General features: G+C 59.1%; 10 protein-coding genes. 2 read left to right on the top strand and 8 right to left on the bottom strand.

Annotated elements, in window-relative coordinates:
• Nucleotides 1-35: 35 nt before the first annotated feature.
• Nucleotides 36-647 carry a hypothetical protein gene (locus VJU77_08055; GenBank protein HKP03308.1) on the bottom strand — a complete coding sequence of 204 codons (612 nt, stop codon included), beginning with the start codon at nucleotides 645-647 and terminating at the stop codon, nucleotides 36-38.
• A gap of 18 nt (nucleotides 648-665) precedes the next feature.
• On the opposite strand from VJU77_08055, the gene VJU77_08050 reads away from it, so the two are divergent.
• The gene (locus VJU77_08050; protein HKP03307.1) at nucleotides 666-1340 is read left to right on the top strand and encodes a LysM peptidoglycan-binding domain-containing protein; all 675 of its coding nucleotides are present in this window, start codon (nucleotides 666-668) and stop codon (nucleotides 1338-1340) included.
• Nucleotides 1341-1420: 80 nt separating this feature from the next.
• A complete protein-coding gene (locus tag VJU77_08045; GenBank protein ID HKP03306.1) occupies nucleotides 1421-2329 on the top strand; it encodes an MBL fold metallo-hydrolase in 909 nt (302 codons plus the stop codon).
• A gap of 110 nt (nucleotides 2330-2439) precedes the next feature.
• Here VJU77_08045 and VJU77_08040 read toward each other — a convergent pair whose 3' ends face one another.
• The 7 genes from VJU77_08040 to VJU77_08010 form a co-directional block, all read right to left on the bottom strand.
• On the bottom strand, nucleotides 2440-3492 hold the full coding sequence (locus VJU77_08040; protein ID HKP03305.1) for an HRDC domain-containing protein: 1053 nt from the start codon (nucleotides 3490-3492) through the stop codon (nucleotides 2440-2442).
• Between the two features lie 151 nt (nucleotides 3493-3643).
• Nucleotides 3644-5032, bottom strand: coding sequence for a transcription termination factor Rho (gene rho / locus VJU77_08035; GenBank protein ID HKP03304.1), 1389 nt, complete (start codon nucleotides 5030-5032; stop codon nucleotides 3644-3646).
• 7 nt (nucleotides 5033-5039) lie between these two features.
• Nucleotides 5040-5645 carry a dephospho-CoA kinase gene (coaE, locus tag VJU77_08030; protein HKP03303.1) on the bottom strand — a complete coding sequence of 202 codons (606 nt, stop codon included), beginning with the start codon at nucleotides 5643-5645 and terminating at the stop codon, nucleotides 5040-5042.
• A gap of 87 nt (nucleotides 5646-5732) precedes the next feature.
• Nucleotides 5733-6740: a cupin domain-containing protein gene (locus VJU77_08025; protein ID HKP03302.1), complete on the bottom strand. Its 1008-nt coding sequence runs from the start codon at nucleotides 6738-6740 to the stop codon at nucleotides 5733-5735.
• Nucleotides 6741-7153: 413 nt separating this feature from the next.
• Nucleotides 7154-9919, bottom strand: a complete 2766-nt coding sequence (locus VJU77_08020) for a hypothetical protein (GenBank protein HKP03301.1) — start codon at nucleotides 9917-9919, stop codon at nucleotides 7154-7156.
• Between the two features lie 166 nt (nucleotides 9920-10085).
• Entirely contained in the window at nucleotides 10086-12023 is a 1938-nt protein-coding gene (locus VJU77_08015) for an NF038122 family metalloprotease (GenBank protein ID HKP03300.1), read from the bottom strand.
• Nucleotides 12024-12142: 119 nt separating this feature from the next.
• The gene (locus tag VJU77_08010; protein HKP03299.1) at nucleotides 12143-14767 is read right to left on the bottom strand and encodes an Amuc_1098 family type IV pilus outer membrane protein; all 2625 of its coding nucleotides are present in this window, start codon (nucleotides 14765-14767) and stop codon (nucleotides 12143-12145) included.
• Between the last annotated feature and the right edge of the window lie 53 nt (nucleotides 14768-14820).

The following is a 14820-nucleotide window of genomic DNA, read 5'->3' as shown; positions in this document are numbered from 1 at the left end:
GGCCGTCTCCATAGGGCCTTCTCTGCGGGATTGTGCTACCGCGCTTCCTGTAATGCTTGCGCCAGCATTTCGGCGCTCGGCGCCTCACTCCACCGCCGGACCAAACGCCCGTGCCCGTCAAAGATGAAAACGGCGAATTCCGAGGAGGTCGGGGAAATTCCTAATTGCGTGCAAGGTTTGCCGTCGAAGTCCGCCACCACAAAAATGTCCTCCCTCGGATTTCGGGTCAGGTGCCGCTCCGTATAGGTTTTCTGCAATTCTTTCGCCTCCGCATCCAGCCGATGGCGGATCATGGCCGAGATCATGCCCCGAAACGGAGGGAAAATGTTCTGCTGAAAATTTACCAGCGTGATCAGCCGGAATTTCGGATCGCCGTAATACTGTCGCGGAACGCGATCCCCGACCGCCTGCGCATTCTCTTCATCCTTTCGCGTCGCGACGGTGATAATCGTGACGTGGCCATCCGCGGTAGAGAGCTGGCGCCGGTCGACGTCAGTAAAGGTCAGCGGATAAGTATTCCCGACGCGCATCTGGACGGCCTGAAGGGTGGCCGTCATGGCCCAGGCAATGAGGAAAAAATATTGCCCGGCGCGCGGAATCGCGCGTAAGGAAACACGATGAGGCGTGGTGACACCGTTGTGGTTCATGCGACAAGTAAACATCTCATGTTTGTGACTCGTTTCCTGAAGAACTTCGGGACTGCTCTTCTCCTTGGCCTTGTTCTCACCTGGATCGGCTGCGACCGGATGATCACTCCCCGGAGCGCGCAAATCATCAAAGACGCCGAAGCCAAAACCGCGGACGGCAATCATCTCCGGGCGATCACGCTTTACGAAAGCGCCCTCGACGATTCGCCGCGCGCCGCGGACATCCACTACCGGCTGGCGCTTCTTTATGACGACAAGATGCACGATCCGCTCAACGCGTTACACCACTTCAAGCGATACCTGACGCTCGCTCCCAACGGTCCGCACGCGGCCGAGGTCAAAAACTTCATGAAGAAGGACGAGATCGAGCTGGGGACGAGTTTGTCGGGCGATTCCGTCGTGAGCCGGGCGGAAGCGGCCCGGTTGAAAAATGAGAACCTGGCGCTGCACAAAGAGATGGATGAATATCGCGCCCGCCATCCGACCGAGAAAGCAGCCGAGATCAAACCGCCGGACAAAAAAAGCGGACCACCGGCAAAGACTTACGTCGTCCGCGAGGGCGACACGCTGGCGTCGATCTCGCGAAAATTCTACAAATCCTCCGGCCGCTGGAAAAAAATCCAGAACGCCAACAAGAGTTTGATCGACGACCCGGCCAAGCTAAAGCCCGGGATGACGCTGACGATCCCGTGAGGAGACATTGGTCGCGAAAGTTAAGGGCGTCCTTTGAGGCCTTTTTTAACGATGTAATCCTTGTATCTTGATCTCCCCGCATGACCACCATCACTCGCATAGCCCCCGATGTCGGTTGGCTGCCCGTCAGCTTCGTGAACGTCTACTTCATCGGCCGGCCCGGCGGCGCGTGGACTTTGATTGACGCCGGTCTTCCAGGCCGAACAACTCAAATTCTGGAGGCGGCGGAAGCCCGGTTTGGCGCCGGCGCGCGGCCGGAAGCGATCGTTCTTACCCATGGACACTTCGATCATGCCGGTTCGGCCCTGCCGCTCGCGGAACATTGGGACGTCCCGATTTATGCCCATCGTCTCGAACTACCCTATCTCAACGGAAAATCGGAATACCCGCCTCCCGATCCGACCGTGGGCGGCGCGATCGCGTTCCTTTCCCGCTTTATGCCGTCGGGATCGCGCAACCTTGGCGGCCGGTTGCGTGAGTTGCAGCCAAACGAAGTGCCCGGCCTGGCTGGTTGGGAATGGCTGGCAACACCGGGCCATTCTCCGGGCCACGTCTCGTTCTTTCGTCCGTCCGATCGAGTTCTTCTCGCTGGGGACGCTTTCGCCACCATGAACATGGATTCGTGGAGCGGACTGGTGACGGGCAAGCAAACTCTCTCCCGCGCCGGGACTCCATTTAACACGGATTGGGAAGCGACACGGCTCTCAGTCAAAGAACTGGCGAAGCTGCGACCGAATGTCGCAGGGTGCGGACATGGCATCCCGCGTCGCGATGCGGAATTGCCGGCTCGAATGGAACGCTTCGTGGAAAGGTTTCGCGCCCCTCTACGCGGGCGTTATGTCCGTCAGCCGGCCCGCACAGATGAGATGGGAATTGTCTCGTTGCCGCCTGCGCCTTTCGATCCGGTCCCGTTCGCCACGGCCGCCGCGCTCATCCTGGCCGGTGTTGCTCTCGGAGCTGGGTATCTCGACGATCAGCGAAGGAAATAGCGCCAAGGCGCTCTGCTTTTGGTAGGGACGCCGCGCTGCGGCGTCCGTAACGTTTTCGCAGCAGTTGTCGGGTTTCTTCGGACGCCGCAGCGCGGCGTCCCTACCCTGGCCTAAGACAGCTCCAGCAGACTTCGCTGCCAGGGAACCAGCAGTGACGTGCTCTGGCTTTCATCCGCGGCCACGGCATCCAACGCTCCCCGGGGCGCAATAAACGACGGCTCGAGCCCATGTTTGTCCGCCACTGCATCGCGACGCCGTCGCAGCTCTTCGGCGGCCCGCTCCATCTCCCGCGTCGGGCGCGTCCCCGAACGCCGCCGGCGAACCGGCCATTCGGATTCCGGCAAACGCAACGCCCTTTCCGCCGCATCGCGAAAACCCTGACGCCGACGCGCGGAAAAATGGCGATGATCGGGAATTTCGCCGGCCGCGAAAGCTTCGGCCGCGCGCAATAACAGATGGTTTTGCAAAATGTGAAAGGCCGGACGGTCCGCTGCCTGGGCTTCCCTGTCGCGCCATTGCCAGAGCTCCCGCAAAATGGCTGAGGCAAGCCCGCCAAGTTTTCCCGAGCCGGAAATCCGCCACACTTCCTCTTCGTCTCGCACGCGGCGCACCGCCGTTTGCTCGAGGGCCCGCTCGCAGGATTGGCGAAACCATTCCAACCGACCGTGATCGCGCAATTCCGTCTCCAGCTTCTCCGCCAGCGGCAGGAGATAACGCGTGTCGTTCATGGCGTATTCCGCCATGTGATGAGGCAGTGGACGCTTGGCCCAGTTTGCCTTTTGCGAGCCTTTCACGAGCTCGACTCCAAAGTAACGCTCCACCAGCGCCGCCAGGCTAAACGCGCGGATCCCCAGCAGGCGCGCCGCGATCACCGTGTCGAAAATTCGGGAAGCAACAAAATCGAGGCTTCGGCGCAAGAGACGCAGATCGAAATCAGCGCCCTGCAAGACGATCTCCTTTGGCGCTAGAGCCGCCGCGAGCGGCGCCAGATCGACTTTCGCCAGCGGATCGATCAGGAAATCACCGCCCGGAACACTGATCTGGATCAGGCAAAGCTTCTCGAAATAGCAGTGCAGACTGTCGGCCTCTGTGTCGACGGCAACGCGATCGAGCGTTTCCAGTTTCGGAAGCAGCTCCGCGAGTTGTTCGTCGGTTTCAATCATTCTTCAAAATTCCAAATCCCAGGCACCAAATCCAGATAACATCCAATATTCAAATCCCGAATTCTTGCTCGGAGTCGCCGTTTTTTTCATTTCGCCGGATTGTGATTTGAAAATTCCTTGGGATTTGGTTTTTGGATCTTGGGATTTCTGCTCAGCGGAGTCCGCTGAGCAGCAGCTCGGCGTTCGTTTTCGTCGCCTGCAGGTTGTCGATCAGTTTCTCCATCGCCTCGATCGGCGGCAGCGCGGCCATCGCCTTGCGAAGCAATTGCACGCGTTCCCATTCCTCGGGGTGGTAAAGCAAATCCTCCCGGCGCGTCGCGGATTGCATGCAATGGATCGCGGGATAAAGCCGCTTTTCCACCAGCGAGCGATCGAGATGCAGTTCCATGTTCCCCGTGCCCTTGAATTCCTCGAAAATCACCTGGTCCATCTTGCTGCCGGTATCGACCAGGGCCGTAGCGACAATCGTCAGGCTGCCGCCCTCCTCGCAATTACGGGCCGCGCCAAAAAACTTCTTGGGTTTTAGAAGCGCTTTTGCTTCCACGCCGCCGGACATCGTGCGGCCTTTGCCGGTCTGGAGAGAATTATAACCCCGCGCCAATCGCGTGATGCTGTCGAGCAGGATCACCACGTCCTTCCTCTTTTCGACCAGGCGTTTTGCCCGTTCGAGCACCAGCTCGGCAACTTCGACATGGCGCCGTGAATTCTCGTCAAAGGTCGAATTATAAACGTCGCAATCCACTTCGCGCTGCAGGTCGGTGACCTCTTCTGGCCGCTCGTCCACCAGCAGAATGATAAGGACGATCTCGGGATGATTTACCCGAATCGCCTTCGCGATCTCTTTCAACAAAATCGTTTTTCCCACCCGCGGCGCCGCCACGATCAAACCACGCTGACCGCGCCCCAGCGGAGTGAGCAAATCCACCGCTCGCGCGCTGATCGAATTCGTCTTGGCGTTCTCCAGCAAGATTCGCCCCTGCGGATAAAGCGGCGTCAGATTGTCGAACGCGGTCGGGGCTTCCCATTCTTCCGCGGGAACGCCTTCGATGGTCGTGATCTCATCGAGCATGATCAGCTTCTCGCGATCGCGCGGCAGCCGCAAGGTTCCGCTGATTTTCTGGGCCGGGCGCAACTGTAATTTCTGGATAACGGCTCGTGGCACTCCCACGTCTTCCGGCACCGGAAGAAAATTCAGGCGCGGCCAGCGGAGGACACCGAATGAATCAGGGCCGATATCGAGAAAACCATTCGTCGTGATCGGAATTCGGCGGCCCAGGGCGGCGCGAAGCAGGTCGAGAACGAGATGATGTCGCGAACGGCCGGCGTGGACCCGCAGCTCAAAAGTTCGGCAGAGCTTTTCGATCTCAGCCGCATCAAGGGCTTGGAGCTCATTGAGGTCGAGGCTCGCGGGAAGGACCGGGCCCTCACGGGTCGCTTCAGGCAGGTCTGCCGCGGCCGTGTTCCCGGCATGCTTCGGGGTTGCGTCTGCCGCCGACGCGGCAGCAGGCGCCTCCTCCGGAGTTGTTTCGCTTTCGTTCATCTAAGTTCTAACGTCCCTCGGTCCACAGTCGCGTCAGCAAACGCGCCTGCTCTGCCAGCGGTTCGCGTCCGCCGTTGTTCCAAACCACGTGGTCGGCCCGACTGATCTTTTCTTTGAGTGGCATTTGCGCATCGATCATCTGTTGCGCTGTCATTCGATCCAGGGAAGCTCCCCGCCGCACAAGGCGCTCGAGCTGCACCTCAGGCGAGCAGGCCACGACCACGACCTGGTCGCACAACGTTTCACCGCCGGTTTCATAAAGAAGAGGAATGTCAGCAAAAAATAGCTCGGTGGAGTGGCGACAGCGTTCGGCTTCGAGGCTCCACTGACGGCGGATGCGCGGATGCAGGATTTGCTCCAGCGCGCGTTTCTTTTCCGCGTCGGCAAACACTATCGAGCGGATCGCCGCCCGGTTCAAGTCCCCGCCGCCAGAATAAACGGATGGGCCGAATTCTGCCTCGATCAGTCCCCTCACCTCCGGGTCGCGATCGGCCAGTTCTCGCGCGGCCACATCGGCGTCAAAGAACCGCGCCCTCGGAACGATCTCGCGCAAGGCGGCCACGAAGCACGTTTTCCCCGTCGAAATTCCTCCCGTAATTCCTATAGCCGGCATGCGCAGATATGAACACCTCTCGCTTCGCTGCGGCAATGTCGAAACCCTGGATCGACGTTATTTAGCGAAAACAACCATCCAATATTCCTAGGCGACGGCCTCTCGGATAATGAGCCCGGACTTCTCCAATCCCTCGAGGATTTCGCCGATCCGGTCCGCGGACACGCTTTCAACTGCTGATGCCACCTCATGGCCATAAAAACGTCGCCTCCGGGCAATGTATTTGAGCGCGAGCGTTCCCTCAACGGGCAACTCGGTTCGTCTGGTTTTTCGGCCGATCTTCGTGATCAACCGGACCTTCTTCTCGCCGTCCGCTTCGATCACCTGCGTGCGATACTTGAGTGCTCTTAGCTCAAATGACGCCGTTAGCGATGCGCCCCACTTCGCCAGCAGGTCGTCGGCGCTCATCCGATCCGCTGCAGTCTGGACTTCTTGGATCAACTTCTTCAAGCGCTGCCGCTTCTGGTCCTGCCCGGCGGTCGACCCAAGACCAAAGGCTAGTTCACGAGCGTCATCAACTGCGTTCAAGTGCGCCTTGATTTCATCGCCAAGCAGGTCACCCCATGAAGGCGGCTCGACGGTGTAAAGAAGCGATAGCGATGGCTCGTGATTGACAGTCGCATGCCAATAGCCCGGATGCAGATACACGAGGGTGCCTGCGCGCGCCTCGAAGCTCTTGGATCCTCTCGGCATCTTCGACGGCAAGGGCTGCCTTGTATAAGCCGCCATTTCGGGGTCCACCTCCATCCCAACACTCCAGCCAGCGTGCGGATGCCTGAGATGAGTATTCTTTGCCATTCGCCATTCTTTGGCGCCAATTAGTTGGATGTTGATAGTCACGTTTGGATCAAAATGAACTGCCGAGCCCGCTCCCTTTGATACGAACGCCTCAAAGAACACCTCGTCTCCTCTCAGGCCCAAATCGAGTTCGAGACGGCGGGCAAACGGTTCGAGGGCAGGGACGTGCTCTTCCACATGCGACAGGTAAAGGGTGTAGCCGCTCTCATAAAAATCCGATAACTGGTGCGCCTCGGCTTTAATCAATGGGTTCTTGGTATCCCGCGGCGCCCAAGCTTCCGCGGTGCCGCGCCACACCTCCAGGATTGCCTCGATACTCCGGAGTGCTGGAATTTCCGCGATTTGGCTGAACCGTTTTATCGAACCGTGCCCGACGTACGGTTGCTTTTGCCAGTACTTGGCCATGAACTCGCCCGGCGACAGCGGATGCAGCAGTTCAGCCAGTCCGAATGTTCTCATCGTTAGCCTCCATTACCAGCCATCAGAACTCACCGAAGATTCCGCCCCTCAGGCAGAGCTTTCGGGCTGGAGAGAGGCACGTCATTACGAGAGGGGTTTCTGGGGGAAGGGTCGCATGAAAAATGGGCAGAAATGGTGCTCACTTTCAATCCTAAAGTGCAAGCGGCCACATCGGCGTCAAAGAACCGTGCCTCCGGAGCGTCTGGTTAAACGAGCCGCGCCAGGCGTTCCGCTACTTTCGGACTCGAGGCCTACGGTGCGCCGCGATCGTAGACTTCCACAACACCGACGCCGGTGCCGTTGTCCGCTCCGGAAAGGAGCGCGGTGTAAGCGCCCGGTGGCAGGGTGGCCGCGATCGCGGATTCGAGCTGGTTTGTCGGCGCCAGGCCAGCGGCGGTCAGTTCCGCCGCCTGGGCCGGGCTGTCCTGCCAATTGTTGTTCGAAACCAGGAGCGTTCCATTGCTATCCCGCAATTCCAGCATCGGATTCGCCAGCGCGTTCGGCACCCCAAAGCTGGTCAAGCTCGGCCCGATTCCGCGCGCAACGATTCTATCACTCGCGCTATTACCTCCCAACTGGAAGCCGGCGATTACGATGTCGGCCCCAGTGCCGACAAGACCTCGCGTGCTGATATTAGCCAGCTTCGAGGGAAGAGACTGGCCGACATCATAAACCTCAACGACGCCAATCCCGACCCCGTTATTTTTTCCCTTGATAATGGCTGTGTAGGCTCCGGGAGGCAGGGTCGCACAAATGGCTGATTCGAGACTATTCGACGGCTGAAGGGAGCCACCAAAGTCAAAACAACCGCTTTCCGGCCAATTATCGTTCGTCATGGTGGCAAACCCTGCTGGACCGTGCAGCTCGAGCATGGGATCGGCCAGCGGATTCGGAACTCCAAAACTCGCCAAGGAAGGTCCGAGACCCCGGATGAGGACCGATTTGAGAGAGGTGCCGGTAACAATAAAGCCCGCGATCCCCACATTATCACCGGTCTGGACATTCAGGCGCGTCGAGAGATTGAGAGGCTGCGACGCGGGGGTAGGTGTAGCCGTCGGCGTCGAGGTTGGCGCTGGAGTTGACGAAGCCGTAGCGGTTGGAGTCGGGGCCGGGGTTCCCGTCGGTGCCGGCGTGGCAGTCGGCGTTGGCGTCGGACTGCCGCAGGTCCCATCCGAAGCCGGAGCTTGAATCGGAACGGTCATCGGCGTCCCGGTCTTGAAGAAACCAACCGTCGCATTGGCTGACTGCGGCGGCTCGGGCGAATCGAAACGGAAAGTGTAGGACGTGCTCCAGCGAACCGCATTCGCGTTCTGGTTTTGCGCAAACGTCTCCGTGGTCCAGGTCACATCGCTGGCCGTCTGGGCGGGAGTCCAAGGGGTGTTGCTATAGCCTGTGTTGCCCACCGTGCCATCGTTGGCGAAACCGGGACTGTTTTGCGGCGCATGAAAACCGACGTTACTTACCGTGGCCTGGCATCCCAGCGGAACACTGAGCGACTGCACCGCGCGATCGAGGTTCTGATTGTAGATAACGTACTCGTAATGATAGAGCCCGGACGTCGGGCCCGAGACTTTGTAAGCAATGAAGGCACGGCCATCGACGCCGGGCGCGGGCTCGATGGGGACCACCGTCGCTCCCGTCCAGGCGTTGACTGCCGGGGACATTCGAACTGTGGAACCCACCGTGCTGAACGAAAAGCTGGTCGTGCCGGTCACATTGAAACGCCGGTAGGAAGCGTTGTTATACATGTTGCATTGCCCGGGATGGCTTTGGCACCAGGTGTACTCGTGCGGGGCGACGTACTGGACCTCCGCATAATAGGTGGCGCCCGGATTCAGCGACGTGTTCAAATCGGCCATTTCCACCGTGAGCCGATGGGCAACCCCGTTATGGGTGTGGCCGGTATGGCTGTTCGCCGTTGAAGGGAAGGCGCCCGTGAACGGATTGATCCAGGCTCGCGAGCCTAATTGGGTAAAGAGCGCGCCCGTGCTGGCCGCGTAGGTGTCGGAGCAGTTCTGCCCAAGCCTCGACTGGTCTGGATATTCCTGGCAGGCGGTGCTACAGACCTGGAACTGGTCGGCCCCGAACGCATGCTTTGCCCAGCCCTCACCGATTTGCTCGAAACGCTCGGTGTTGCTTGCTCCGCCGTTGACTCGGTAGAGACTCTGCATAATCACCGGATGATCGACATTCGGCAGCTGGAAGAAATTGATTGGCTCGTCGCCCTTATTGCAGGAGGTCGGTGCACAGGTAAGCGCTATCTGCGTGCCGACAGTGCTACCGGAAACTTGCACCAGCCCGGAGAGGTCTCCGGTAATGATATCGGGTCCCGGGACAAGAGCGCCATCTGGATCGCTCTCAGCCGGCAGGGTGGTTGAGCGGGCCGCGCCGTTGACCAGCGTCGTGACCTGGATCGGAGACACGTTCGTGCTGACGGAAATTTCGCCCACCATCGCACCCGCATCCGCTGGCCGGCCCACCTTGGCCGCATAATCCCGCGACATCAACAGCCTTCCGCTCTCGATCTTCAGTGAACGGGTCGCGGCATCGTATTCGTAGAGATGTCCTTCGACATTGAAAAAGGCAAAGCCCGTTTTCGCGTCGCGCACCACCAGGTCATTTGATTCGTTCGGGGCGATTTGTTCCAGGACGAGCTGGCCGGATGACGAATTCAGCGGCTCCGGAAGAATGACGGAGTTCTGGCCGATCAACGGCATCGACCCGGCCTCGGGTCCACGGAGCGCGTCGTTAAAAACCTTGATCGTGAAAAAGGAATTGGGCGCCACGTCGAAACGGAGCGTTTCCCGTTTCGCTTCCGAGGCGTCAGTGCGTTTCCCATTGAGCCGGTCCAAATCGAGATTCATCGCCACACTTCCCTTCGTGACGACCATTTTTTCGAAGGTCCCAGTCTGCCCGTTTGAATTTTCCTGCGGAACACGACCCGCGGATTTCTGCCAGCAAAAGGCGACGAGCAAAAGCAACGGCAGCGTGAAGTAAGCGAATATTTTTCTAAGCATTGTCGTAATCCTGCGGTTTATGTCTGTTCGGAAAGCGAGGCATCCCTTCCGTCAAGACGACGGTTCGCGCGTAACGCGAGCTCTGAGAGACATCTTACATAGGATGCGCACCAAAGCAGTTTCTTTTTTCAATTTTCTCTTACTCCCGCGCTCCGGAAAAAATGCGTCAGTCCAGCTTGTAGACCTCCACCAAACCGACGCCGGTCTGGCCGTTTTTGCCGGCCACGATGGCGGTGTAGCTCCCCGGCGGAAGAATGGTGATCACGATCGATTCGAGATCGTTCGAGGGTGCCAGGCCCGTCGCTCGGATTTCGGTTTCCTGCGACTGGCCCGTCGAATCGTTGATCTTCCAATTGTCGTTCGTGGCAATCGGGTCGCCATTGGCGTTGCGCAAAACAAGAGTGGGATCCGGTAACGTTTGCGGGACAGACAAGGAGGGACCGATCGCGCGCATCAACACTTTGCCGCTACCCGTGCCGGCCGGTCCGAGAATCAAACCGCCGATCATGACATTGTTGCCCATATCGACAAATCCGCGCGTGCTGATGTTGCCCAGCTTCGAGGCGCTTGCCTGGTCGAGGTCGTACGCTTCGACCAAGCCGATGCCGGTCCCGTCATTCGCTCCTCTGACGATCGCGGTGTAGGCGCCGGGCGGCAGCGTCTGGACCATGGCCGACTCCAGGTCGCTCGTTGGAGCAAGTCCGGTCGCCCGGAGCTCAGCCTCCTGCGACTGGCCGGTCGCGTCATTGATTTTCCAGTTGCTGTTGGTCACCACACTGCCGTTCGGGAAATGCAATTCCAGGGTTGGATCGGATAACGCGCCTGAAATCGGCACTGATGGGCCCATCCCCCTCAGCATTACTTTCTTCGAGAAACCCCCGGTAATGATGAGGCCGCCGATCAATACGTTGTCGCCGGTCAGGACATTGAGCCGGGTGGCAATGTTTAGTAACTGGGTCGGAGCGGCGCCCCCGACCAGATCGTAGCCCACGACATCGAGGTTAATGCCTTCGGGCGACGTGGCGGTGACATCCGAATACTGGCCCGGGCAGCTTGAAGCATTTTGGACATACGGGTTGACCTGCGGGCAGGGATCACTGAGCCAATCTCCGAAATCCTGGCCGGCAGTCTGGTTGAAATCGACGATGTTGGTCTGGCCGCCGTTGATCGAAAAATAGCGCGAGCCACTGCTCGTCGTGTTGCGCACCCCGGGGGAAGCCCAACTGAAGAGGTCCTGGGGTTCAAGATTGGAACTGACTCCGATGTACGATGAGAGACCGAGGACCTCATCGATCTCGTGTTCGAGAGAGCGGACCGCATCGAATTTGTTCGACGGGGTCGGACGGGTAAACTGGAAGCCGACGCTGGAATTCAAGGTCACGATCCCATCGTACGGACCGCCCGCTCCGACATTCCCGTTGGAAAACATTGCGGGCGGGGTGTTCAACCCGACGGCCCGGCCATCCGCGCTCGAGGGCTCCACCGAAGTGGAGAGCGGGCTCGTCGGCAGGGTGGCATTTGCGCTGCTGTCATTCGCCGTTTTCGCATCCGCTCGAAGCGCGTTCACGTAGGTGTTCCACGGGATCGTATAAAAAACGAACCGGCTCGAAGCGACGACGCCGGCAGGCAAGGGGGTACCGCCGGGATTGGTCGACGCAAACCGGAAATAGATCGAGACCGTCATCGACTCGCTAAACAGGGCCTGATAATTCGCGATGGCCTGGTTGATGGCCGATTGAATCGCGGCCGAGTTTGGATTGCTCGTGATCGAAGTGTCGAAGGTCGGATTGATCACGAGCCCGGTGGTGGGAACCTGCGGGGCGGATCCTGCCTGAGGCTTCAAAGTTGGGGCGGTATAAGATTCAGGCTCCCCGGCGGTAGCGGGCGGCGGGTTGTTTGCGAGAACGCTGCGCTCTCTCACTCCCATGTCATAGGGCGGGACCGTGATCGGCGAACCCCCGACGTCGCCCTTCGACTGCGGCACTCCCATCACCCCCACACTAAGCACGACGAAGAGCGGCAAAATCGCTCGCGCAGCCCGGCAAAGTGCGGCTGTTATCGGCAAACGCAGCGCATTGAAGGGCATCATCATGAGCGAATACACGGTAAAGTAATCGCTCCCGGCGTATCGAATAGGAGAATCCCATTCTTTAAGCCAGCAAACGAGCAGTGTATTTACGCGAACTACGGAACGTGTCAACCGCCGCTTTTCCGCCCTAAATGCTATTTCTTCGTGAACGGCACCTCAGGCAGGATCGGAGGTTCGATCACATCCTCCGACTCTTCGATTTCTTCATTCGAGTTTACCGGTTGGCCTCCGGGACTGATCAGGCGTGCCGTCACGAAGATGATGAGGTTCCGTTTGATATGTTGATCGATGTTGGTGCGAAAGAGGCGGCCAACCAGAGGGATGTCTCCGAGGAACGGGGTGCGGTCTTCGGTCTTTTGCACGTCTTCGCGCATCAGGCCGCCCAGCACCACGGTCTGCCCGTCCCAGATACTGACGCTTGTGGTTACCTTGCGCGTGCTAAAAATCGGCTGGTTGATGACATTTGGCGTGATGACGTTTTGGGGGGTCGTTCTAACAACGCTCGCCACCGTGTCCAGGAAAGATGAGGAAGGTGAGAGGATCGGACTGCCATAATTAATGAAGCCCTCGAACTCGACCACCTGAGGCACGAGATTCAAATCGATCGTGATGCCGTCCGGGCCAATGACGGGTTCCACCTCCAGGGTCACACCGGTGTTGCGCGTCTCGAAGGCCGTCGGCGTCGTGGGAGTAACCGGCACGCTGGTGGTCGAGCCAATTGGAATAAGGTCTCCGACAACGTTGGTGCTGTCCGTTTTCACCGCCCCAACCGTCTGCGGGATCTGCGGCGGCTGAAATTGCGTCGGATAACGAAACTCCCGAACGATCTCGATGATGGCGCGCTGTCCGCTCTTGGTCATGACCCGCGGCGCGGAAAGAAGATCGACCCCCTTCTTCTGATTGAGCGCGCGCACCACAACTTGAAATTGCGGATCCGTCAACAATCCACCGAGCCCAAAGATGCCGGGAGTCAGTGCCTGGGAAGCGCTGACTCCCTGCAGCAGGGAATCAATCGCGCTGCCATTGATCGCCAGATTCCCACTGCGATTCCCTGCCGTCACCGGATTCAAACCGGAGACCGGAAATGGATAATCCGCCTGGTTGACCGCCGTCCCAGTCCCGGTGGTGCCGCCGTTGCCGGCCAACTGGTTGTTGCCCCCAAAAGTGAACGGGCCCAGGAGCCAATCGAAACCCAATCCTTTGAGATTGGTTTGGGTGATTTCGACAAATTTTGCTTCGATCTCCACCTGTTTCGGCCCGGAGATGTTGGCCTGCTCCACGATCGCGTCCACCAGCTCAAGGTTGTCGGTGGTGTTCCGCACGATGAGGCGACTGGTTTGCGGAAGAAAGTTCGCGCTCGATCCGGGCACCGAAAAGGAAACACCCTGGCCCTGCAAAAACTCCTTCGCGCCTTCGCGGTTTACGAGCAAACGGCCGCCCGTTGATTCCTGCGTGTCCTTGGCGGTTCCAGTCATGGTCAATGCCGCTTTGGCGCCGGTGGTCGAGGGTTGATTCAAGGCCGAGCCACTCGGATTGAGCGATCCACTGATAAACCCCGGAGGCACCCGATATTGTTTCGTGATCAACTCATTGCTCAGTTCGCTCAGGGGAACGATCGAGACGGCATAGGGCTCGATCTTCACTTTCAGGCCGGCCTGGCTGGCGATGTAACGCAACGCTTCTCCCAAAGGAATTTGATTGAGCGTGATGGTAATCCGCGCGTCGGCCGGCAAATGTGGGGCTGCTGCAACAGACTCGTTAGGCTCCGCGGAATGATCTGCCGCCGCCGGGCTCGAGGTCGCGATCGTTTCGACATGAGCGCCCGGCGCGTTCAGACGCAGAACAATATCGACGCCCTTGCGCCCGTCCGCTCCGGGGTCGTTTTCCTCGGCCTGTTGCCGGAGGAATTCGAAGGCTTCGCGAACGCTTGCGTCCCGGAATTCGATTCGCGGAATGACGATCGTGTTCAATTTGTGCGTGATGCGCGCGGTCCCCGTCGCGTCTCTCGGAAACGTGTCGGTGTTAGTTCCGATGGTCTCGCCATATTTTTTCACCGGCTCTTCCCAGGCCTTTTGCACCTGCCACAACTGGCGCGAACGCGTTTCGTTGTAGGCTTCCTCGCCGTAGTGCGTTTTCGTCAGATTGATTTTCTCTTCCCCTCGCCGCGCCGCGACGTTGTAGGGATCGAGATTCAGGACCTGCTCGTATTTCTTAAACGCGAGGTCGTAACGCCCGCTGTTGTAATAGCCGTCGGCGTCGCTCAGCAGTTTCTTCACTTCCTCGACCCTGGCGATAAACCTCGGTCCAATGGTCCGGTTGAAATATCCGGGCTCCTGGAGGTGGGCCAGCAACTCAGCCGCGGGCCGGCAATTCGGATCGTAGCGATTGCCCAGAATTTCCCGGCAAATCGCTTCCGCCTCGGCGTATTTGCCCTCGGCAATCCGCTGCTCAGCCAGCTTGAGTCCGCTCGCACAAAATCCGCTCACGGCTTCGTCGTGAGGTTTTTCGCTTACCAGGGCGTCCGGCAGATATTGCAACGCCAGCCGAAACTCCTCGTGGGCCACGACAAAATTCCGTTCCGCCATGGCCGCCTTGCCCCGTGCGAGCGCTTCTTCGCCTCGCGGAAACGCCGCCTGGCGCCGCGCCGCTTCACGATCCGCGACCGTGCGGCTGTTTTGGGCGAACACCACCGCGCAGGACAGTTGCACAATTGCCATCGCGATGAATTTCCATGACCAGCTGTCTGATGTTGTTTTCATAAGGGGGGAACCAAGTAGGGGGTCTTATTTCTAACTAGGAGGGCCGCTTTCCA

The organism is Chthoniobacterales bacterium, from assembly GCA_035274845.1.
Taxonomy (GTDB): domain Bacteria; phylum Verrucomicrobiota; class Verrucomicrobiia; order Chthoniobacterales; family UBA10450; genus AV80.
The sequence above is the reverse complement of the archived record's forward strand: the minus strand, read 5'-3'. Positions and strand labels throughout refer to the sequence as shown.